Here is a 23,378-nt window from a genome sequence, read left to right as displayed (position 1 = left end):
CAGCCTTATCAATTTTTCCTGTTCTAACAGAATATTTATTGTGATATGAGTGTTGTTCTTTTTTTGAAAAGACAATGGTATTATCAGACAAAACAACATATCCGTTTTTATACGGATCAATGAGCCATTTTTTATTTGACTTTGTATCTGATTCCACCTCTAATTCTAAAGGAAAACTTGAAAACTTCCCTTCTGACGAAACATATATAGAAGAATTTTTATTTTCAATATGGGTTTGAAATAAATTAGTATGGACAGGGTTTTTCTGATCAATACTTGAAATGTCAGTTCCTATACAAATCAATTTTTCTCCGAATGAAAACACAGACTTTTTTGCAAACAATTTTTCTTTAAATACAGACCTTTCAAAACCACCTGAATCAACTCCTTTACTCTCATTGAGTATCATTCCAAAAACACCATCTCCATTAAACTCAATAGCTCCTGCAAAGGTTTCTTTGGAACGAAACATAATTAGAGGGTTTTTAGGCTCTAGTTCTTCTAATGGTAAATAAATCACTGTAGCACCAGGATATCGATTCCAATCCCAGCCTTCTTGTCTAAATCCACTACCTTTTTCTCCTTTACTATTTAATAACTGGATAGTACCATTAGATTGATATCTCCCATACCTGTTTGAAGTTACATAGGTTTCAGATGCCCATACATATTTACTATATCCCTTTATTATGGCTGCCCAATTACCTCTCCTGTGAATTGCCGTAGCGCCATAAGGAAATACATTATAACCATGTAACACCTCTCCTGTTATCCCATAACGCTTTTTAAATAAATCTGAATTTAGTTTATCTTCGTTTCCCCACAAACGTATATAAGCACCTGCTACTTCTTTATCTATAACCGAAGTCCCTTCCGGGTTTCCTGCATTTGCCAGCAACAAATAACTACTTTTTAACTTTTTTATTCCTCCATTTTCTAGCGGATGCCTTCCTGAATTACCAAAACCCCAATCAAACTTATGACTGTACAGCCTTGTTGCCAAAAATGCATTTTTAAAATTTTTATGCCCTTCTATACCCACTCTAAAAGAAGTTCCTGATAAAAAATTCACAACTTTTGAGATCGTTCTGAACGCACCGATTCCATAAGCTGGATAATGCCCATTATGATGCCAAACAGTACCATCTACTTTAAATCCCCATTTTTCATTTTGCTGTGCTAAAATAATTGACAGATAATTTGAGTAAGCGGATAATAAATTCCCCTTTAAATTTTCATCTTCTGTTAAAAAAGATAATAACAGGTGCTGAAAAGATTTAGTATTTAAGTAATCAACATTTACATGAAACTTGGTTGGATGATCTAAGATAGTTCCATAGTTATACAACCATTGTAAGCTTCCTCCAATTTCATTTAACAAATCCTCAGCTTTTAAAACATCCCTCATAATAAAAAATGCCCCCGTTAGCTCCCTTATAGCATATCCTATATGGTGTTTTGTACCTCCTGATGCTCCTGCTTGCCAGCCTTGGTCTAAAAAATATTTAGTTCCTGTTATAAACATTTCTTCCAAATCTTTTTTATCTGCTCCAAATGCTCGGTCATGGTACACTGCCAATTTTTTCATGGCTTTACCAAAATCTCTTATAAAATTAATTTGCGTATGTTTTTGCAAAGTTTCTAATCGATAGGTGTTTTTATTGGCTTGAACAAATTCTAATGGGGGTCCAACAACGGTATTTCCTTTAATTACTATCATCAATTTTGAAAACCGTTCTTTTAAATCACTTATATTTAATTCATGCTGGTCAGGGATTCTAAAATCAGCATCTAACTTAGCCTCTATAACTTTTAGATCGCTTTTAACTTTACTAGATATGGGTTTGGACTTATAATTTTTTATTCTTTTATAATCTGACAGTATAGCCATCCAGGTATCCATTTCTGCAGTGTATTCGTTTTTAATAAAAGGGGCTATTTCATCTGGCGATGGATGCCTGTTATCTTGATATTGAGAAAAAACAATATCATCAAAATATAGTTTTCCTTGGGCTGCTTTAGTGCTTACTTTAAACGTATTATAGTTTATTTTTTCGTTCTTTTGAGGCGTATTCCCTTGCATTTCATAAAAGGGTACCCACAGTGTTCTCCAACCTTTAAAATTCAAGCTTACCTCAAACCATACCTCTTCACTACTATGACTCCCATAAGATACTTTTATAGTCTCTTTTTGAGGAATTTCATTATATAATGAAAATATTAGTGTTGGGCTTGCCGGAAAAAAAGCACCATAACTTAAGGGGCTTTCTTCTAAACTTAACATCTTAAAATTTGAAGTGCTAAATGAGCTTTCACCTTGCCATTCCCATTTTAAAGCTTGTTTTCCAAATTTATAATGCTTATTACTTATACTTAACACGCTTGAGGCAGAACTCTTATATTTTGATAAAATCGCATTGTGTTCAAATGATTCTGCAGCCGGCTTTTTCTGTGCGTATAAAACACTTAGAAACAAGTTTGCTACTAATATAATGTGTGCTATTTTTTTCAAAAGATAATGCTATTAAGTTTTTATTACTTTTTTTATTATAATTCCTTTTCCAGATCTTATCCTCAACAAATACATGCCAGAATTTAAGGCTTTTATGTTTAGATCATTTATGTTTTTTGATTCCAAAATAAGCTGTCCTGTTAAATCTAACAATTCCATTTTCTCTAATTGGATATTAGAATCAGAGGTACGAATTTTTAAAACCCCATTGGATGGGTTAGGGTAAACTTTTATTTTACTTTTTAATAATTGATCTTCAACCGATGCTGTTTGTCCTGAAAACGTGTTCCATGTAATATTTTCAACTGCAATAGATAAATTAGTAGCTGTAGGTGAATTATTCTTCAATCCAATGGTGACATCACCAGTAATATCAATATTATTGACATCAAAAGTATAGGTATTGGCAATACTACTGGTTTTTTTTGTGGCTATCACATTACCATTAACAAGTAATTCCAAGGTACGCTCAATACCATCTTCCCACAGGTTTTTACAAGTCACAGAAAATGAACTTATACCTCCGGGAATGGTATTTGAAAGTACTCCTGTTATACCGGAACGCATATACATTTCCTTTGTGGAATCAATATATCCATTTGGTGTTGATGTTCCTGCCCCGGTTCCTTTACCCTCTATATGCCATGTAAAACCATTATCCCCTACATAAGTCTCTTGACCCCAGCCACTTAAACCCATTTTTTCAAAAGTTTCCGTATACTGGATTGATGCTCCTTGTGCAAGTACAGTAACTGTGCTGGATGCGGTAAACCCACCATCTTCTGTAGTAGCTGTTATGGTAGCTGTGCCCTCAGAAACCCCTGTTACCGCCCCATTGGCATTTACAGTGGCTACATTTATATCATCTGAAGACCATGTAACAAATTGGTTTATAGCATCTGCAGGAGTGATGGTAGCTATTAAATTACGTGTTTGGGTTTCTTCCACTTGCAATGTTGTTGGAATTGAAACTGCTGTTACCGGATTAATACTATTCATCCAAGCCGGTAAAGCGCCTAATCTATACTTAAGCTGGGCTTCATATAAGGAGGTCTCATCTACGTGTTGTCCCGGTGATTCATTCTCTTGATACTGACTTGTGTCTCCTGATAATGTAAATCCAACTAAACCGGAAACAATAGGAGGGATAACTTTTGCATAAGTAAAATTACTTCTCCAAAATTCAAACCCTGTATTTGTATACCCTGTGCCCTCAAAATTCCAAATAACCAAATGTCTCAAATGATTGGGTTGGTTGCTTTCTGCACCACCATAGTTTACCCCTAAACGCCCTTTACAAAAATCAATTAAGTTTGCTCTTGGCTGATTAGCATGCATTTCTAACCCCGTATTTCCGGTTGTTGGAAATTCATTCCTCCAAATGACGTTGCCTATAGAGGGTGCATTAACGCCACAATTATGCCAAACACCGGCGCTTTCATCTTTATTCAAACCAATAACACAGCCCGTTGAATTATTTACACTTATAAATGAATGGCCCGGGTTACCCACATATCTATTTTGTAAAGCTGAGGAATACGCCGAAGTTCCTATACTTGCTGCATTACTCATTTGTGTAAACTCTATATTTGAAATCCAACCATTTGCCACCTGATTAAATAAAATACCACTCCAGCCGGAATCTTCTTGCCAACTTCCGTGATGTGTGAAATTTTGAATTAACCCTCCTTTATATTTCAGATCTTGTATCCCCACTTCTTCAATAACCGGAATGGTTTCTAAAAACCAATTGTATGCTACGTCAATACTTCTGTGTATAGGTTCCTTAAAAGTAATTGTATTGCCGGAAACGGCTGTTACTTTATGAATTTCATGAACTTTGACTTCATTAATAATTGTTGTATATGAATTGTTAACAGCATAAGGTGCAAATTCTTCAGCCACTAATTCAGGGGTATTGTCAGAAAGCTTTAAACGTACCCAATCTCCAACAGAGATGTTAGAAGCATTATTTACTTGAACTGAAAATGTTTCCCTGGTAGCATTTGCAGAAATATTGGTTAAAAAGGTTCTGCTTGTACTAGAGGGTTTAAATTGAATAAGGTAAGGTGCAGTCCAAAATTTAGTAGGATCTGTTGCATTAGTAAAACTATTTTGAACAAGAGTTGTGCCATTAGCTCCTGATCCGCTTCCTTTAATTACAATATTACTTTTACTAATTCGAATGATCTGGTCAATATCATCAGTGCCGGATTCGTTAATCAAAAACTCACCTGATGGAAAAAACACAATTCCGGATCCATTAGCTTCAGCAGCAGCTATAGCATCTAAAAATGCCTGTTTATCTGAAATATTATCATTGGGAACTGCACCATAATCAGTGACATCAAAAATGGTGTGTGACGGATCTGGTAAAGCCGCTTCTCCATGATGATAACCTGCAAAACTAAAATTGGGCAATACTGGTTCTGTATTATTTTGTTGAGCATCTACCCATTCCTGAAACAACGCACTGGGATTACTTTGAGCAAAAGTTGTTAACGACATGCACAAAAAAAAGACAGATATTCTAATCATACTATTGCAATCTGTCTTTAGAAGTCTTGAATTTTTCATAGTTTTCTTCTTTTTTTATTATTCAATTTTTTTTTAAAATCAAACAAGATTGATGTTTCTTCATTTGTAGGTTTAACATGCTTCTTTAGTAAAACATTATTGTGAGAATCAATAACCTTAACTGTATAATTACCCTTTACAGGAACTTTTGGAATAAAGCTTGTATCTAAACTTCTAATGGTATATAGTATGTCATTATTTTCTTCTTCTACAATCTGAATGACAGGTTTTGTTATTCCTGTTACTTCAATTTTTGGCAAAGACCACTTAAAATTAGTACCAAAATTATCCAATTGATTTATGGTAACGGGCCAACCTTTATATTGTTTAGTATCTCCGTTTTGGGGTTCAGCACCACGTGGCCAACATTCTAAGGTAATATCCCTGGAGTTTTTATTAAAACGTACAATACCATATCCGGCCGCTCTATCATACAATTTTGAAGGTTTTTTATTAGTAAACAACGGATTTGAAATAGCTTCAACGGTAATTTTGTTTCCAAAACCATCTTTAAAGTCTCCTGTATATTTTGGTGTATTTTCTTTTCTATTGGCACCGCCTTCAAATGGATACCATCTTCTGGGCCAAAAATTAGAAATAGACGGTACACAAAAGGCATAACCCGCATCTCCAAACTCATCCACACCATATTGTATAACACTTCCTAAATGTTGATCGCCGGCTAAATGAAACGCAAATCCTTTTCTAATAGCCTTTATAGCATGATTCCTTCCAGCTTGTGGCCAACCATTTGAATCCATATCTGTTACAGGAAAATCATGTTCAGGGTACTCCCCTTCATTTAAGATTCTTAGTTTTGGCACCACCGCATCTGTCATAGCTTCTTTTGGTAAAGTAGCCACATTGGCAAATATGGTTTGTGATAATAACACCTTCATTTCTGAATCATAACTCCAATCTGAAGACCAATCATTCAAAAATTTAAGTTGACGGTCCCCCAATAATTTAGCTGATGACACACTAGCTTTATTGATAATATCAAAGGTTTTATTCTGGGGCCAGCCGTTTATAATTTCTGCCTCAGGTAATAATCCTTTTGGTGCAGATTTAAATTTTCTATCTTCTATTATGGCATAACTAATACCTCCATAGTTCATTTGCGTATAATACACGCCTATATTTTGCTGTATTGGCGTTGGATCATAAGGATCCGGTAAATGGCTTGTTTGGGTTTTCTCTACCATATTTACCCAAACCGGATTCATTTGATACCCGCCACTATCCTGTATTTCTGTTTTTGTTCCGCTCTTTATTGAAGCTTTACCATTTTCGCCCCAAATATTTCCCATGTATACATCATGGTCATCTATAATAGTAACGGTGGGCCTGTCTTTTAATAAATCGCGATACGCCCAACCGAACATATACCATTTTCTTAAATAATCCAGGGTTGCTAATTCTAAAGGTTCTCTAACAATACCATACCCTCCTACAGGCTCATAAATTTGGTCCCCTGAAAAGAATAACACATCCGGATTATGATAAGCTACCTGCTCGACAATATCATTATTTGGAAATCCCAAATCATTATTCCCTGTAAAACCGGCAATTACAATGTCTTGTTTTTCTTTTGGGTTTTTACGAAATACACCTTCCCAATAACAATCTTTGGCCTTTCCATTGGCTATTTCCAAACGATACACTAATCTATAAGGCAATGTCTTTGTATCATCCCAATCCCGGAGTTTAAAGTTAGCTGTACGTGCTAACGGGTCTATAAATGATGAGCCAACGGTTCTCCATATATTAGCTTCCTTTATCTGTAAGTCTACTTTTTTATTTTTAGTATCAATAGGGGCCATTTGTGCTGTAAGCTTTAAAGTCTTACGGCTTAATGTATATTGTGAAAATAAAATCGGCCCAAAAGCCCGGTCGTCATGCTTTGAAAGCTTTGTTCCGCTAAGCTCCCAATCTTTAAACCATACACTTTTAGAATAATTTACCTTATCATTATTAAAATTACTTACTAAAACCAGATCTCCTACCAGTAGTTCAGGAGCTATGTCATTTTTAGCAATGTGTCCTATAGTTTTACCTGTTTCTATATCATGAACAGAGAAATCTAATGTATAACATGCTTTTTTTTCATCAAAAGCTACTGAAACCCTTAAATCTATTCCTCCCTTTAAAGCCTTTATAATGTCTTTATTGATATTATTGGGGCTTGGTTCACCAATAAACAAAGCACCATTAGTACAAACTCCTATATTGATTCCTTTACCAAAAATGGCATTGTCCCTATAATCATTAAACTCTCCTGCCGCCCCAATACTAAAACCTGCCCAGTTTTCATTTTCTTCTGAAATGTCCTGATTAAAAAACCCTAACCTAACTTTCATATCCAACTCTCCCTTACGCTCATTTAATTGTCTGGTTAGCAAGTGAATATTTCTGTTTTTAGCACTAACAAGGCATTCTAACCGGTCATGCGCAAGTCTCCAGTCCTGCATTGGGTTAGCCCAATATTCCTGTCCAACCCACGTTCTTGGTTGTATCCCTATAAAATTGCTTTTAAAAAATGAGCTGTCATCCGGAGTAAATTTGCAACACCAAAACACTGCAACACCAACTAACATTAAAAATATAGTTATGACTCTTAAAATATAGCTACTCTTGTTATCTTTTCTTTTCAATACCATTATTAATCTAATACTTCCCAAATGGATATTTATTATACTTTTCTCCGGTATGTAGTCCGTCTGTCTTAATTATTTGAATACTTCCTTTATGATTTAGGCTTCACAATACTGTCTTACATACTTTTATTTCTGATACAAAGATTATACGTATCAATAGAAAACTAACGGGGCTTATCGTTCATTTTTAAGGTAATAGTTGACCTTTTATATGAAATTGAATAAAAACTTATAAAAGGGGCTTTAGCTTATTACATAAATTAGCGCAAAAAAAAACCATTTTAAATAACTACTTAAAATGGTTTTCATGATTAAGCTATTAATCTACTACCAATTTGGTTTCTGATTAAGTTCATCATTAATTAGTGTTTCTTGTAATGGATAGGGTAATGATAAGTGCTTTCCGGGTATAAAATTTTTACCTGCCTTAATAAAACTTTCATGTAGATCATTCCCTGAAGAAGCCGGATTATCATTATATTCCGGATGCCCTCTAACAACATCGACTAACTCTGATATTTTGTCATCAAATAATTCCCATCTGATTAAATCCATTTTACGTAAAGATTCAAAACACAATTCTCTTGAGCGTTCATCTACAAGCTCATTAAAGAAGAATTGCTTGTTTGAAACTATTGTTGGGTTAGCATCTTGTATATTTATTAACCCGGCCCTGTTACGAACCTGATTTAAAGCCGCTATAGCTTCAGCTGTTGGCGTGCCATTAATCTCTAAATCAGCCTCAGCATACATTAATAGTATATCACTATATCTAAGAATAGGGTAATTAATTGATGAAATATTCCTGTCCGGTTCTGCTGTTTCCAAGTAAACTATTTCCTCATCCGGGTCACTTGCACTTGGGTTAACGTTAAGATCGGCGTAATTAGCAGGCTCCCATCGTCTAAACTTACCGGGGTTATTAGATACAGTTAGCACATTAGGCTTTCTTATATTTCCGGCGCTGGAACCACTACGTCGGACAAAATAAAATTCGGGGATATTCCATGCTTTTCTAAGGTCGTTGTCGTCATATAAATCAATCAGCATGGGTGTAATGCTCATAAAGGCAAATGGCGATAAGTCTACACCACCAAGAGTTTTATGTGACGGTCCATGGTCAACTCCAACTCTTCCTCCTACTTCTACAAAATCTTCCTCTCTTAAACTTGAAAATACAATTTCAAATAAGGATTCTCTGGTGTCAAACCTGTTTTGAATGTAACTTAAAAAGTGGTTTCTGTAGCCATTATCACCTAAAGGATCATTTCCTCCGGTAGTTAAACCATGGTTACCATCATTCATAACAATTTCACATTGATCTTTTGCTAATTGATATTTTGAGGTGTCCTTTAAAGGGTAACCTGCCATTTTTAAATACACTCTTGCCAATAATCCTTCTGCAGACATTTTATGTGCTCTTCCCAACTCATAATTAGTATCTGTAAGGTGGGGTAAATGTTGTGCGGCAAATTTAAAATCACTTATTATTTGCTCATACACCTGCTCAAGAGATGCCGGTGCAACATGATTGTCTTCAAATGTGTTTGTAGGTTCAAGCCTTAAAGGGACCTCTTCAAACCAACTCACTAAATGAAAATAGGCAAAAGCTCTTAAAAACCTACTCTCGGCGAGAAACTGGTTTGCCTGTATTTCTGAAAACGCACTCTGCTTAAGATTTGCCTCAAATAAATTGGCTAAATTAATGCCTCTGTACATATTCAGCCAAAAATTATGAACCCTGGAATCTGCTTCAGTATGTGTAAGTGTAGATATGGTCCAATTGCTATTAAATCTTTGATTGTAATAAATCTCATCTGCACCTGTACTCAATCTGGTCAAGTAATCTCTACCATACATACTACCGCCTGCAAAACGTGAATAAATCCCAGCTAAAGCAAATTTGGCTTCTTGAGCATTTGAGTAAAATTCACCTACACTAAATACAGATTCCGGTGTTTCCTCTATAAAATCATTACAGTTTGTGGTGAATACACTTAAACATATGACTAAAGCTATATATTTTATATTGATTTTTTTCATAATACTTTTTTTATATTTTAAAATAAGATATCTACCCCTGCAGAAACAGTAACACTTTGTGGATAAGCAGAGTAATCTAAATTAGGAGTTAATGCACTTGTTCGTGTTGAAACATCCGGATCAAGCCCGGAATAGTCTGACCAGGTAGCCAGGTTTTGCCCGGTAACATTAAATCTTACCTTTTTCAGTTTTAATTTCTCTATCACCCGGGTTGGCAGGTTATAGCCAATAGATACGGTTCTTAATTTTAAATAAGAGCCATCTTCTACATACCTGTTATCTATTCTGTTACCCTGGGCCGGTCCAGCCGGGTTTCCATTAAACAACGGCGTGTTAATGGTTGTATCTGTGTTATACTTAGTCCACGCATTGGTTAATCCTCTTAATCCATTAAATGTATCCCTTGACCGCGGTACTTCAAGTACAGCTCTATTTCCATTCAGAACATCAAAATCATAAGACCATTGTAAATGGGCTTGTATATCAAAATTTCCTATATTAAATATATTGGTAAATCCACCATAATGTTTTGGATGCGGGTTACCAATAACAACCCTGTCTTCAGAATTTATTAAGCCATCTCCGGCATCAGGAATACCATCGCCATCTGTATCAACAGTTAATTGATCTACAAACTTAACACTACCGGGCCCTGAAGCCCCACCGGTGCCTCCGCTGGGAATGCCCTCTTTTAAAATATAGCCTCCGGTTTCGCTATCAAAATTAAAGTCCTCTAATTGATACAGCCCGTCAAATTCCAAACCATACAATAAACCAACGGGACTGCCAACTTCTGTTATGTAAATTCTTTCAGTACCAGCAACCGTTGACTCAAAATTAACACTACTTTTAATAAATGGAGAAGCACCATTTAACTTCAAGACCTTATTTCTGTTAAATGAAATATTAAAATTTGAAGTCCAGGAAAAATTGTCTTTATTAATATTTTTTGTAGACAAACTTAATTCAAACCCTTTATTTTCAATAGCCCCTACATTACGTTGTACGGTGCTAAAACCTGTACTTAATGCAAAATCGGCGTTTAGCAATAAATCGGTTGTTTTTTTATGATAGTAATCAGCTGTTAGCTGAACCTTTTGTCCCAAAAAGCCTAAATCCAAACCAATATCTGTCTGCTTGGTAGTCTCCCAGCGTAAATCAGAAAGTCCCAAATTACTCTGAAAAGCTCCTAAAGATATATTTTCACCCTGCCCAAAAGGATAGCTATAAGCCTTACCTACAACCAGTTGACTTAAAGCTGCAAAGTCATTAATTCTGTTATTACCGGTCTCACCCCAACCTGCTCTTATTTTTCCAAAAGAAAAAACGCCTAATGATTTCACAAAGTCTTCATCACTAAATATCCATCCTGCGGAAAACGAAGGAAAGTACCCCCACCTGTTGTCTTTATTAAATTTAGAAGACCCATCAGCCCTAATAGAAGCGGTAAAAAGGTATTTATTTTTAAAAGCATAATCAAACCTCCCAAAGAATGATACTAAAGAGTTTGCTGAAGTATCTGTATCCGGGTCTACAGGTGTTCCAATATCCAGATTATCTATACCAAACAAATCAAAAGGGATGTCAATACTTCTGAAGCCATTTCCATCAAATACTCTTTTTTGAAGTTCAGCACCTCCCAAAAGTGAAAACCTATGATCCTTAATTGTATTTCTGTATGTCAATGTATTTGATGATGTGTAATACCCTATGCGTTGCGTATAAATACTGCCATTAATGCCATTGGTAGTATGTCGGCCCTGATACGTATTTGCTCCGTAAAACGTTGAAAATTGCTGATTAGTAATTTGAAAGGACCCGTTTAATTTTAGCTCCAGTTTTGGCGTGATCTTATGGAAAAGCGAAAGACTTCCTCTAACAACCTCAGCAACATTACGCCTATCTGTATTGTTTAAAGAACTAACCGGGTTAAAATTTCTTAAAAAGTTTGGGTTAGAAGGATCTACTCCGCCTATTGGAAGGCCGTCACTAATAATCGGTTCTACCGGCCTAAAACGTATGGCGTCTCTTATAATACTGGTTGTACTGCTTCCCCTAACAATTAAGCCTGTTCTTTTTGTAGTATTGTAACGCAGATAAGTGTCTATTCTGGTCTTATCATTAATACGATGTCTGACTCTAAGGTTACCTGATAATTTTTTAAACCCGGTATTAATTAAAGTACCGTCCTGCTCTAACACTTCTCCAGATAAATATATATTAGTAGCCTTGGTTCCTCCACTTAATGCAAAATTATACCTTGTCATATGGGACTCCCTAAAAATCTCGTCCTGCCAATCCGTCCCTTCTACATGGCGGTATAATTCAGGATCTACATAAGAATTATTAAACCGGTTTGTAAGTACCCCTCTTGTATATCCATCGGATGTTAATGCTACCGTTTGTACCCATTTAACATATTCATAAGGGTTTAAAACATCAAACCTGTTAGCAATCCATTGTACAGCAGTAGATGCTGATGCTCTTACTTCTGTTTTACCATCGGTACGTCCTCCTTTTGTAGTGATTAAAATTACACCATTTGCTCCTCTAGACCCGTATATGGCTGTTGCAGAGGCATCTTTTAAAATGTCAAAACTTTCAATATCATCGGTACTAATGCTTCCGGCATCAAAACCTTCCGTTGGAATACCATCTACAACATATAAAGGGCTATTGCTTCCCGTAATAGAGTTACCGCCTCTAATTACAATTTGTAAAACGGATCCCGGCGTTCCATCTGTAGATGAAACCTGAACGCCAGTCACACGCCCTGCCAGAGCCTGGTCAAAATTAGAAACAGGAGCAACCTGTATTTCACTTGGCTTAAGTTGACCTACAGAACCTGTTAGATCCTTCTTCTTTACTTCATTGTATCCTACAATAACAACTTGTTCCAGCTCTTCATTTTTAGATTCTAAAATAACATTTATGGTTGTATTTTCATTGACCTGTATTTCTTTGGTTGTATAACCAAGGTATTTATACACTAAAACATCTGTTGCTTTTACAGCTGTTAAGGTGTATACCCCGTCAAAGTCTGTGGTTGCTCCTTTAGCCTGTCCTTTTACTAAAACAGTAGCTCCCGGTAGCGGAATACCTTCTTTATCAGTCACTACTCCGGTAATATCTCTTTGTGCAAAAGCTACTAATGGCATAAAACCCAGCAATAACACGATTAATAGTATTTTTTTCATTTATTAATTTTTAAGTTAGTTCTTTATCATTTTAGGCAAAATGCATCCATATACACTTTGTTGGTAACAGTGATGTACCACCCATATTTATGCTTTATATATTTTAGCCTGGATTATTTTTCTGTAGCTCTGTAATGAATATCTGAGAATTTATATCTTCCGTCTCTTCCCGGAGCAACAAGTGAACCTGTATAAGTAGCCCTGTATTTTGCTTTCATGGTAAACTTCTTAGCAGTACTTTTTAGAGTATTTAAATCCAGGACGCAAACAACCCATGCTGAATCTCCATTTCTACCGGGGTCTTTTAATGCCGCGGCAACATCGTTAGTCTTCAATCTTTGATCTCCCGGATATGGCATTCCAATAAAAGGGCCTTGATTACGTCTGGGCACGGTACATTCTACAATATCATTAACTAATACCCATGTAGCTTCTGCATTGGCTTCACCTAAAGGCCTGGTAGGATCAAAATCTACAGAATAGTACATTTCTAAAAATACAGGTGAGCTACCATCTGCGAAATACTCTGTAAACTCATTCCTATAATGAAATTCAGCCGACACGTCAAAATCTTCATGTAAAGTTAAATCTACCGTATTAAAAATAGCATCACATTCTATAGCGCCTCCTTTTCCCTGAGTTTGTATTCCTGTAATAATTGGTTTAATATTATCCGGCCTGTTAAATGCAAATGGTGATATGAATGAAGCATTATTCCTTACACTTACCCACTTCCTGGAATCCGTACGGCCATCGTCTACAAGAATTTCCTTCAAATACCCATCAACTTTATTTTCTGATTTAAGTGACGGATAGAAAAAGTAGTTAGTAGACCTGGGTAAAGTTACCGGTGTATTTGAGGCCACCAGCCATAAAAATCCTTTGCCCTGAAACTCTAAAACTTCTTCACTAATTTTACTTATCACTCTTACTAATGGATAAATGGTATCATTTTCAGTAGTTGAATATTCCGGTTTTAATGATATAACCCCTGTATCCGGGTTTATAGTAAGCTTATCGGTATCGCTCCCTAATTCAAAAGACACTGCTGGGTTTGCTCCCCTAAGACTGGGTTTTGAGGTATCGGGTTCACTACCTACTATCAAATTTTGAGCTATGGGCACATATAATAAGTTCTCCGCTAATAATGGTGCCACATTGAGACGAAAAACGTCCTCAAAAGTTTCACTACGCGTTTCGCCTCCGGCACTTATAGTCACTTTTATGGTAAAGAAATAATCCCCTGTAGCAAATATATTTTTTTCTTCTTTTTCCGGTGTAGTACGGTTATCAGTACCTATTATAATTCTACCTAAATGTCTTTCGTCATTAGGCCGTTCTTCATCTTTATTGAAAATTTCAACAAATCCCGTATAAGAGTCGTCAAGTATATTTCCGTCAGCATCTTTTATACTAACTATTTCAAAAAAAGGCAGAATCCCTCCTGTATTTAAAGTTGGGGCTACTGATCTGATTCGCCCGAACTCCCTTCCGTTAATAACATCTGTATATTTTAACCCCATAGGCGCATTAAAATCACTTAGGCTAGGATTATTCCTTTCATAAGCGTCTTCGGTGCAACTACCTATAACGAAACCTGCAGAAATTATTATAAGTATTAATAAAAATCTTTTCATAATTAATTTTGTTTAGTTTGAGACTGCTAATCTATTGCATATTATATTTTTAAATAGGGTTATATCGATCAATAACATGGTACAAAAAGTTCTATTGTATTTGAGATAAAGGTGTTGTTTTAAGAAATAAAAAGCTTAAAACACCAGTAAAAACAGCATATAAGCGTTTAGGCTTTTACATTTTTGCTTCTATAATCAGAGGGGGTAATTCCAAAATGTTCCTTAAAACATTTTCTAAAATATTTTAAATCATTAAACCCAACTTCATAGGCTACCTCAGAAATATTCATTTGAGATTGCAATAGTAATTGTCCGGCACGTTTTAATTTTACGGTTCTTATAAATAATGTAATAGACTGCCCGGTTAGTGCCTTGATTTTTCTAAACAACACCGACCTACTCATATGCATATGATCAGTAAATTCTGCCACATTAAACTCTGAATCAGAAATATTCTCCTCAACTAGGCTTATTGCTTTCTTTAAAAAGACTTCGTCTGCTGATACCACCGTCAGTTCTTTTGGTTGCAGAATGATATCCTTTCTAAACTTATCTATTAGGTTTTTTCTAGATTTTAATAGATTTATGACTCTTACTTCTAATACATTAGCGTCAAAAGGTTTGGTTATATAAGCATCTGCTCCATTTTCATAACCTGTATTTTGAAATTCTTTAGACGTTTTAGCCGTAAGTAAGATGACCGGAATGTGACTTGTTTCTATATTAGTCTTTAATTTATCACATAATTCTAATCCATCCATTTTAGGCATCATAACATCACTGATTATCAAATCTATTGACTCAGTTCTTGCTACTTCTAATGCCTTTTCACCATTTGGTGATTCAAAAACATTATACGTATTTATAAAGATATTTTTAATGAAAGATCTTAACTCAGCATTATCTTCAACTATTAAAATGGAAGGCCTTGATTTGTCAATGATGTCTTCATGAATCTCACTTTCTTCTTTTAGTGCTTCTAATTCTTTTTCCACATAAACAGACTCTCTTAGTTTAAAAAAGTCATTTTCATTAGTGTCTAGGACTTCATTATTTATTTGATCTTCACTAAAATGGTTATTTCCAAAAGGCAGATATACTATAAAACGTGCCCCTTTATTTTCCTTACTTTTAACCTTAATCTCTCCACCATGCAATTCAACAATATTCTTTGTTAAGGCTAAACCTATTCCTGTTCCTGATCGCTCTCCTGAATGATAAAACCTTTCAAAAATAATTTTCTTATTTAAGCTTGTAATGCCTTTTCCGCTATCCTGAACTTCAAACTTAACATACTTATTAGGTATCTCTTTAGTAGATTTTTCACGGAGAGAAAGCCTTAATGAGATTTCTCCATTTTCGGGTGTAAACTTAAATGCATTTGATAATAAATTAACGATTACTTTTTTAAAGCCAATGGGGTCAAACCATACCTGTGTATCTTCAATATCCGGTTTAAACGTGAACGTTATATTTTTGGCTTTTGCCAATTCTTCAAATGCTTTTTGTATATCATCTATAAAAGACACTATATTATTTTTTGACACACTCAATTTTAAATTTCCTGACTCACTTTTTCTAAAATCAAGCAATTGATTTATCAATTCCATTAATGAGCTGGCGTTTCTATACATTATTTCATGTTGCCTTTTAACAAACTCATTTCCTGTTTTTTCTTTTAATAATTGTTGAAGCGGTCCGATAATTAAACTTAATGGTGTTCTAAAATCATGTGAAACGTTTGTAAATAACTGCAGCTTTAATTTGTTGACTTCTTCAATGCGCTCTTTTTCCAAGCGTTCATTTTTTAGCTCATTTCGCTCTTTGATCCTTATAAGGCTATACTTTCTAACTACTAAAGCCGTAGCTGTTAAAAGTAGTATATATATTAAATATGCCCACCAGGTTTTCCATGGTGCAGGACGTACTCTAATGGGAATTGAAGCCCCTTTTTCATTCCAAAGGCCATCACTATTTGATGCTTTTGCTTTAAAAATATAATGTCCTGAATTTAAGTTTGTATAAGTTGCTGATTTTTGATTGCCTACATAGTTCCATTCCGTATCAAAGCCTTCCAGCATATAGGCATATTCATTTTCATTTGGTTGTGAAAAACTTAATCCAACAAAATCAAAACTAAGCATGTTTTGATCATGTTTAAGGTGAATCTCAGCAGACGTATTTGTATCTGTTACATTTAAAAAGGGTTTATTATTTACTTTTAATGCTGTTATTGTTACTGGCGGAACAAATGCATTTTCAACAATATCATTCGGATTAAATACATTAAATCCATTGACTCCTCCAAACAACAATTCACCATTTTTACTCATTAAGTAAGCTCCATAATTAAATTCATTACCTTGTAATCCATCGGCCCCATTGAAATTTTTAATTTGAAACGTTTGTAAATCTACTCTACTCAATCCATTATTAGTACTTAACCAAATATTGTTATTATGATCAGGTACTATTCCGTAAATAATATCATTGGGCAACCCATTGGAAGAGTCATATTTAATGGATTGATTGGTTTCCTGGTTATAATAATACAACCCATCCCCCTCTGTTCCTACTAATATATTTTTATCATCGTCCTCATAGACACATAATACATTGTTTGACCCCTTAGACTCATTATTCCCTATATAATTAATTGAGACAAATTCTTTTGTATCAACATTTATTTTTGCTAATCCGTTACTTCCTCCGATAAAAAGAAAGTGACCATCCCTTGCTTTTGATATTGTATAAATATGCGTACCAAGCCCTTTTAAACGCGTAATAGATTTGGTGTTTTTATCAAACAGATTTACACCGCCTCCAGACGTACCTATCCAAACCTTGTCATTATCATCAACACATAATGAAATGACCCTATCATTACTAATACTGTTAATATTGTTCGGTATGTTTTTATATCGTATAAATTGAAAAGGAATCTTGTTAAGGTTTACAAAATTTAACCCGCCGTCATGTGTACCAACCCATAAATTACCCGAGTGATCTTGTACCATGGCCTTAACATTATTATTGCTAAGTGTATTGTTATCACTATCACTTGTATAATATTTAAACGTACCGTTTTCTTTATTATAAAAATTTATACCTCCTCCTTCTGTGCCAATCCATAAGTTTTGATTTGAATCTTCTATAAATGAACTAACTACCTTATAGTTTAGTTTAGAATTATTAGTTCCGGAATTAAAATGTTTGAAAACATCAAAACTTCTATCATAATAACTAATACCCCCTGAGTAAGTACCAATCCATATATCGCCTTTAGTATCTCTAAAAATTTTATAAATCGAATTTTGGCCTAAGCTATTTGAATTATTTTCATCGTGTACAAAATGTGATATTGAATTTCTAGCATTATTAATTATGTAAAGCCCATTATATGTCCCTACCCATAAATTTCCTAAATGATCTTCGCAAATACTTCTTGTATCATCTTTGACACACGCTTTAGTTTTATTTTTTGTTTTAAAATACTCAAATACACCCTGCTCTTTATTTAATATAGCCAGACCATTGTGAAACCCTAACCAGATATCACCTTTCATGTCCTCAAATAATGTAGTTACACCACTTTCATTTCGTTCTGGTACGATATGCTCAGGAAGTAAGTAACTTTTAACAGCTTTTGTACTCAGATTATAAACCGCCAAATCATATGTTGTTCTAATCCATAAGTTATTATTTTTAGCTAGTACTAACGATTTAACAGGAGTATTGAACAATTCACTATACTCCTCTTTATAATCAAATTCAACTAAAGCTTCCTTTTGAATATCAAATTTCTTAAGACCAGAATCTGTTCCTAACCATAAAACACCTTCTTCTCCCCCAATTATGCTCCAAATTATTAAACTCTTATCCTCCTCTTTATTATCATGTAAAACGTATCTCTTAAATGATTGTGACTCCGGAATAAACTTGTTTAGCCCTTTTAGTGTTCCTACCCACAGATTATTAAAAGTATCCTGATATATGGTTTTTACATGATTATGATTTAAACTGGTAGAGTCCTTTGAGGTATACCTGAAGATTTTGAACGTATTACCATCAAATTTATTTAAGCCATCTCTTGTGCCAAACCACATGAATCCCTGACTATCTTGCATAACAGATAATACCGAACTTTGTGAAAGCCCTTCTTTTAATGAAATTTGTTTAAACTTTAGAGCTTCGTAGTTACTTTTATTGTTCTGCCCCAGCATAGTTTGAACTATTAGAAAACAGAATAATGCTTTAATTAAATACCATTTAAATGCCATTTGATTAACTAATAAGATTCAATTATGTGCCAATATAATAAATTGTTTATGTTCTATGCATGAACGTCTTACATTTCACCTTAATAAGAATAATTCTATTGTTATTTTCTTACATAAATAATTTAAACACTCCTTTAAAAAAGCTGAATTACTAATAAAATAGATTAATTGTTGTTGCATTTATTATTCAAAAAGAACCTGAGGTTTGTTAGAGATTTTAAAACTCTTTTTATAACTACCTAGTAGGCTAACTTATAGAATTTGGTATTCCAATATGGCCTAAATCAAAATACCGGTATATTTTACAAATGCTAAAAACAACATATTTTAGTACAAACTATATATAGATTATAAACTTAATCATTGTAATATCGCTGACTTAATTTTTATTCGATACACTTTAATTTATCTATAAAAAACTCTTTATAACTTATATCAGTTATAACCTTAGAACCTTTGGTTGCTCTGAGTCTTATAGACTTAATTGGAGATTTTTTTAAACTAGCCATCTGAGATCTTGATAAACTTCCCTTAAACAAAAATTCTCCACATTCCATATCCCATGAATGATAGAAGGAAACCGTTCTGTTATTTTCAAGTGTTACTTTTACTGATGATCTATTATTTGAAAAATAGCTAACACACCCCAAATCTTCCGATGAATTAAAGAACACATTTAATTTCTGTCCTTGCTTATGCAATTCTACAGTTAAATTTTGTGAAATAGAATATGCCTCGGTTCTCACAGTTTTTATATTATAGAACGGGTCAAATTCATTAATTATGTAGTGACACGTGTTTCTGAATTCCAGGCTTCTTTCCTTAGTTTTCGTTTTAATAGTATCCAGATTATCTGCTTTGGAACTGCTTTTTGCTATAGAGTCCTTTATAAACTGTTCTTTTAATACCCTTTGTGCTACTATAACTCTAGCTATGGGATCTTTAACTTGTTGTTCCCGTAATGCCTTTTGTGCTGCTTCAACCCTGGCTATAGAATCTTTAACGCGTTGTTCTCGCAATGCTTTTTGAGCTGCTATAACCCTGGAAATGGAATCTTTAACGCGTTGTTCTCGTAATGCCTTTTGTGCTGCTATAACTCTGGCTATGGAATCTTTAACCCGTTGTTCCCGTAATGCTTTTTGTACGGCCTCAACCCTGGCTATAGAATCTTTAACGCGTTGTTCTCGCAATGCTTTTTGAGCTGCCTCAACTCTGGCTATGGAATCTTTAACCCGTTGTTCCCGTAATGCCTTTCGTGCGGCCTCAACTCTGGATATGGAATCTTTAACCCGTTGTTCCCGTAATGCCTTTTGTGCTGCTTCAACTCTGGATATGGAATCTTTAACCTGTTGTTCTCGCAATACCTTTTGTGCTGCTATAACTCTGGCTATGGAATCTTTAACGCGTTGTTCTCGCAATGCTTTTTGTGCTGCTATAACCCTGGCTATGGAATCTTTAACTTGTTGTTCCCGTAATGCCTTTTGTGCTGCTTCAACCATGGATATGGAATCTTTAACACGTTTCTCCCGTAATGCCTTTTGTGCTGCTTCAACCCTGGCTATGGAATCTTTAACGCGTTGTTCCCGTAATGCCATTCGTGCGGCCTCAACTCTGGATATGGAATCTTTAACACGTTGTTCCCGTAATGCTTTTTGTGCTGCTATAACCCTGGCTATGGAATCTTTAACTTGTTGTTCCCGTAATGCCTTTCGTGCGGCCTCAACTCTGGATATGGAATCTTTAACACGTTTCTCCCGTAATGCCTTTTGTGCTGCTTCAACCCTGGCTATGGAATCTTTAACGCGTCGTTCACGCAATGCCTTTTGTGCTGCTTCAACTCTGGCTATGGAATCTTTAACACGTTGTTCCCGTAATGCTTTTTGTGCGGCCTCAACTCTGGAAATGGAATCTTTAACGCGTTGTTCTTGCAATGCGTTTTGCTTTGCTTCTGATTCTCCTGTTATTTCCGACAATTTTTGCTGTCTATTTTCTTTTATTTCGATAGCCTTTAATCGTTCTCTTTCCTGGTAGTCATAATATAAATCGGTCATTTCTTCATTAACTTCCAAATCATCAACCGTTACTATGCCCTCAATTTCATTATACCTAATCTTGTAATTATCTCTACCTAAATAGTCAATCACTATACAGGCTTCTCCTTCTGTAAATTGAATTAAAGGTTGGGTTAATTCGTTTAAGTTTGTATTCAAATCTGAATACAAACTTCCTTCCTGCGAAAATTGAGTAGGGATACTTATTTCCTGTGAAAACAAAGGCAATGAAAATAAAAAAAAGAAAAAATGCTTAATCAAAATTATAACTTTAAAATTTTTAGACCTCATAATATGCCTAACCAGAAACAAATACCCAATTTAAACATTTCAATATTTTTAACCATACCAAAACAATATTAATATTGTTTTAAACTTACTATCTTCTTTTTCAATAAAAAAAGCCCATGTAAATCAATTTACATGGGCTTTTCAAATGAAAGAAACCGATAAGGTTTTACCCCACTTTCTGTTTCTCTTTCATTTTTTCCAACAACTGTAATTCACGTTGTATTTCTTCTTTTCGTTTATTAAAGTTTTCAACTTTTTCATCAATAATTGCTTGATGCTTTAAACGCCTTTCACGCCTTAACGCATCTTGTTCAAGCTGCCTTTTCTTCTCTCTTTTCATTCTCATCTTCTCTCTTGCAACTGAAAAATAAGAATACCCATACATACTTAAGAATAACAATGCTATAATTCCTAATATCACATAACCATTTTCCATACTTATTTAAATAATTATATTAATTAAATTCCTAAAAAATTTTAAAAAAAATTATTAAAAATTCAAAATATCCTAAATCTTTTGTCAAAGATATAAAATAGGGTGCCTTTTGTTAAAATAAAAAAGGTGAATGACTAAAATAATGGTTAAAAGTAAACTCTTGTAAAAACAAGTTAAATGAATAATTGTTTATTAAAAAAGGCTTATATATTAGATTTTCATGTCTAATAATACCTAAATCCTAACTATTTTTCAACAATAATTGGTAATTCTTGGGATTTCCATTTTAATAAACCGCCATTTAAATTATAAATGGTGTCAAATCCAGCTTCTTTAAATAAAATACTGCTTTTACTACTCCGTTTTCCGGAACGACAATAAATATATACTGGTTTTTGCTTGTCTAATGTGTTAATGGCTTCAGTAAACTCTTCCGAAAAAAAGTCAATATTGATAGCATTGTGTAAATGCTCTTGAGCAAACTCCTTTGGCGTTCTAATGTCTATAAGCTGTACAAAATCGTTAGTAATGAATGATTTAAATTGTGCCGGATCTACTCTAATAGACTCATCCTGATAGTCCGATTGCTTGCAATTTAACAACATCAAAGCAAACACAGAAAACAAATAAGTTAAATATCCTTTCACAACAACTTATTCCATATCTACAACATCACCGGTCCATTCCAATATACCGCCTTCTAAGTTATATGCATTTTCAAACCCAAGTTCTTCCATAATTTGACAGGCTTGTCCACTTCTATTTCCTGAACGGCAGTATACGTAGTAATTTTTACTCTTATCAAGGTCATCAATTTCGTTTATAAATTCCTGACCTTTATAAATATCAATATGAATAGCATTGGGGATGATTCCATCAGCCACTTCGGCATCTGTTCTAACATCCATTACAACAGCATTATCATCATTAGCTAATTGTTCTGCCCATTCATCTTGTGTTAAATCTTCCATATAATTCTAAATAAATATATTTCACAAAACTAATATTTCTGAAACTATAGACGAAAAAAAATCCAAAGTATTACGCTTTGGATTTAATATTGAGTAAATTTAAGTTATGCTTTGATGGAACAACCTATTGCTTTGGTTTCTTTATGAGGCACTTCAGAACCTTTCAACAAAGCATCAACAGCTTCTTCTACATATTTGGTTGTTACTGCCGATGCATCTTTGTAATTATCATCAATTGCTCCAATATATTTTACCATATTACCTGCTTTGGTTTTTTGAAGCACAAATATATGAGGTGTTTTTGTTGCCCCATATTTTGGATATACACTTTGGTTTGCATCTATTAAATATGGAAAATTAAAGCCTTTTTCTTCTGCTCGTTTTTTCATTTTCGGTAATGCATCACCGGGTTTAACTTTGACATTATTTGGCATAATAGCTATTACAGGATACCCTTTAGACTCATATTTTTTGTTTAATGCAATAATTCTATCTTCATACATAACGGCATACGGGCACGTATTACAGGTAAACGTCACAATAAAGCCTTTGGCATCTTTATAATCAGATAAAGAAATCATTTTCCCATCAATGTTCTTAAGCTTAAAATCTTCTGCTATATCTCCTACCTTATATCCACTCCCCAAGCTATCACCTATTGTAAAAGCACTAATACAAAACAGTAATAACAATAATCCTGTAAATTTAATTGACCTTTTCATAGTA

12 protein-coding genes are annotated in these 23,378 nt (G+C 34.3%); all 12 read right to left on the bottom strand.

Annotation, left to right across the window (positions count from 1 at the left end; genetic code table 11):
• A partial coding sequence (locus VOI54_RS09060; RefSeq protein ID WP_326282428.1) for a chondroitinase family polysaccharide lyase occupies positions 1-2,512 on the bottom strand: 2,512 nt, incomplete at its 3' end.
• 12 nt (positions 2,513-2,524) lie between these two features.
• Complete coding sequence (locus tag VOI54_RS09055; RefSeq protein ID WP_326282427.1) at positions 2,525-5,089, bottom strand: DUF4955 domain-containing protein; 2,565 nt, start codon at positions 5,087-5,089, stop codon at positions 2,525-2,527.
• A complete protein-coding gene (locus VOI54_RS09050) occupies positions 5,086-7,686 on the bottom strand; it encodes an alkaline phosphatase D family protein (protein ID WP_326282425.1) in 2,601 nt (866 codons plus the stop codon). The genes VOI54_RS09055 and VOI54_RS09050 overlap by 4 nt, the downstream gene beginning before the upstream one ends.
• 387 nt (positions 7,687-8,073) lie before the next feature.
• Positions 8,074-9,789: a RagB/SusD family nutrient uptake outer membrane protein gene (locus tag VOI54_RS09045; RefSeq protein ID WP_326282424.1), complete on the bottom strand. Its 1,716-nt coding sequence runs from the start codon at positions 9,787-9,789 to the stop codon at positions 8,074-8,076.
• Between the two features lie 17 nt (positions 9,790-9,806).
• Positions 9,807-12,986, bottom strand: a complete 3,180-nt coding sequence (locus tag VOI54_RS09040) for a SusC/RagA family TonB-linked outer membrane protein (RefSeq protein WP_326282423.1) — start codon at positions 12,984-12,986, stop codon at positions 9,807-9,809.
• Between the two features lie 113 nt (positions 12,987-13,099).
• Positions 13,100-14,623, bottom strand: coding sequence for a hypothetical protein (locus tag VOI54_RS09035; RefSeq protein WP_326282422.1), 1,524 nt, complete (start codon positions 14,621-14,623; stop codon positions 13,100-13,102).
• A 167-nt stretch (positions 14,624-14,790) separates the two neighbouring features.
• On the bottom strand, positions 14,791-18,903 hold the full coding sequence (locus VOI54_RS09030; protein ID WP_326282420.1) for a hybrid sensor histidine kinase/response regulator transcription factor: 4,113 nt from the start codon (positions 18,901-18,903) through the stop codon (positions 14,791-14,793).
• A gap of 386 nt (positions 18,904-19,289) precedes the next feature.
• A complete protein-coding gene (locus tag VOI54_RS09025) occupies positions 19,290-21,215 on the bottom strand; it encodes a coiled-coil domain-containing protein (protein WP_326282419.1) in 1,926 nt (641 codons plus the stop codon).
• A gap of 196 nt (positions 21,216-21,411) precedes the next feature.
• Positions 21,412-21,681: a hypothetical protein gene (locus tag VOI54_RS09020; protein ID WP_326282418.1), complete on the bottom strand. Its 270-nt coding sequence runs from the start codon at positions 21,679-21,681 to the stop codon at positions 21,412-21,414.
• A 245-nt stretch (positions 21,682-21,926) separates the two neighbouring features.
• Positions 21,927-22,328 carry a rhodanese-like domain-containing protein gene (locus tag VOI54_RS09015; RefSeq protein WP_326282417.1) on the bottom strand — a complete coding sequence of 134 codons (402 nt, stop codon included), beginning with the start codon at positions 22,326-22,328 and terminating at the stop codon, positions 21,927-21,929.
• Between the two features lie 6 nt (positions 22,329-22,334).
• Positions 22,335-22,652, bottom strand: coding sequence for a rhodanese-like domain-containing protein (locus VOI54_RS09010; protein WP_326282415.1), 318 nt, complete (start codon positions 22,650-22,652; stop codon positions 22,335-22,337).
• A gap of 104 nt (positions 22,653-22,756) precedes the next feature.
• Positions 22,757-23,374: a thioredoxin family protein gene (locus tag VOI54_RS09005; RefSeq protein ID WP_326282413.1), complete on the bottom strand. Its 618-nt coding sequence runs from the start codon at positions 23,372-23,374 to the stop codon at positions 22,757-22,759.
• Positions 23,375-23,378 lie beyond the last annotated feature (4 nt).

It is taken from the genome of Alterotamlana spongicola (genome assembly GCF_035818475.1).
Classification (GTDB): domain Bacteria; phylum Bacteroidota; class Bacteroidia; order Flavobacteriales; family Flavobacteriaceae; genus Cognatitamlana.
The sequence above is the reverse complement of the archived record's forward strand: the minus strand, read 5'-3'. Positions and strand labels throughout refer to the sequence as shown.

Coding starts and splice junctions, on each gene's coding strand:
- VOI54_RS09020 (WP_326282418.1), bottom strand. CDS start 21,681: ATGGAAAATGGTTATGTGATATTAGGAATTATAGCATTGTTATTCTTA.
- VOI54_RS09040 (WP_326282423.1), bottom strand. CDS start 12,986: ATGAAAAAAATACTATTAATCGTGTTATTGCTGGGTTTTATGCCATTA.
- VOI54_RS09030 (WP_326282420.1), bottom strand. CDS start 18,903: ATGGCATTTAAATGGTATTTAATTAAAGCATTATTCTGTTTTCTAATA.
- VOI54_RS09055 (WP_326282427.1), bottom strand. CDS start 5,089: ATGAAAAATTCAAGACTTCTAAAGACAGATTGCAATAGTATGATTAGA.
- VOI54_RS09045 (WP_326282424.1), bottom strand. CDS start 9,789: ATGAAAAAAATCAATATAAAATATATAGCTTTAGTCATATGTTTAAGT.
- VOI54_RS09050 (WP_326282425.1), bottom strand. CDS start 7,686: ATGTTAGTTGGTGTTGCAGTGTTTTGGTGTTGCAAATTTACTCCGGAT.
- VOI54_RS09035 (WP_326282422.1), bottom strand. CDS start 14,623: ATGAAAAGATTTTTATTAATACTTATAATAATTTCTGCAGGTTTCGTT.
- VOI54_RS09005 (WP_326282413.1), bottom strand. CDS start 23,374: ATGAAAAGGTCAATTAAATTTACAGGATTATTGTTATTACTGTTTTGT.
- VOI54_RS09010 (WP_326282415.1), bottom strand. CDS start 22,652: ATGGAAGATTTAACACAAGATGAATGGGCAGAACAATTAGCTAATGAT.